The organism is Actinomadura sp. 21ATH (genome assembly GCF_041951345.1).
Lineage (GTDB): Bacteria > Actinomycetota > Actinomycetes > Streptosporangiales > Streptosporangiaceae > Spirillospora.
Map to the genome: position 1 here is coordinate 1 of NZ_JBGNUR010000048.1, position 828 is coordinate 828.

At 72.2% G+C, this 828-nt stretch carries 1 protein-coding gene; it reads right to left on the bottom strand.

The window, feature by feature from the left end; genetic code table 11:
• A partial coding sequence (locus ACA361_RS42285; protein ID WP_375020796.1) for a transposase occupies nt 1-826 on the bottom strand: 826 nt, incomplete at its 3' end.
• Nucleotides 827-828 lie beyond the last annotated feature (2 nt).

Sequence of the window (828 nt, forward strand, 5' to 3'; positions counted from 1 at the left end):
TCGCGGCGTTGAGGGCGCAGATGCGCTGGCACAGGCGTGTCCATAGGCCTTCGGTGGTGCGGGCGGCGTGGCGTTCGAGCCCGAGTTGGTTCTTCAGGGTCCAGATGACCGCTTCGATGCGCTGGCGCAGCCAGGCCGGGAAGACCTTCACGGCCGGGGCGGGCTCGTCGTCGCGGACGGGGCGGATCAGGATGTGGCCGAGGCCGGCGGCGGCCTTCTCCACGCCCGCTCCGGCGAATCCCTTGTCGCACACGATCGGGCATGGCCCGGGCGCGGGTGGCTGGAGGTGCAGCAGGTGCACGGCTTGCTTGCGTTCGTCCAGCTCCTTGGGGTGGGCCAGGCTGAAGGCGCATACCGCGCCCTCGGCGGTGGTGATCAGCATCAGCTTGGCGCCCCAGTAGAAGGCGTGGTGGGACTTGTCCATGCCGTAGCCGGCGATCTCGCCCAGCGCCGAGCGGTGCACGGTGGTGCGCGAGGCGCCGCAGCGCAGCGGGGTGCCGTCCATCAGCCGCAGCCGGTCGTGCCAGGACGGGGTTCGGCGGACCAGCCACCCGGCCGCGGCCGCCAGGGCGGGCGCGGCATCGCGCAGGTGCCGGTTGTACTCGGACTGGCCGGGCAGCCGCGGGAACAGGTGCCCGATCCTGCCGGGCGCGGTCCGCAGCCACCGGCGTTCGGAGTCACAGCCCAGCAGCACCTGGGCGATGGCGACGCAGACCAGTTCGGCGTCGTTGAGCACCCTGCCGGGACCACGCCGGCGGGGCCGGTCGGCCGAGCGCAGGACATGGTCGTCCAGATGGACATAGAGTGCGGTCAGAAGGGCGTCCAGGT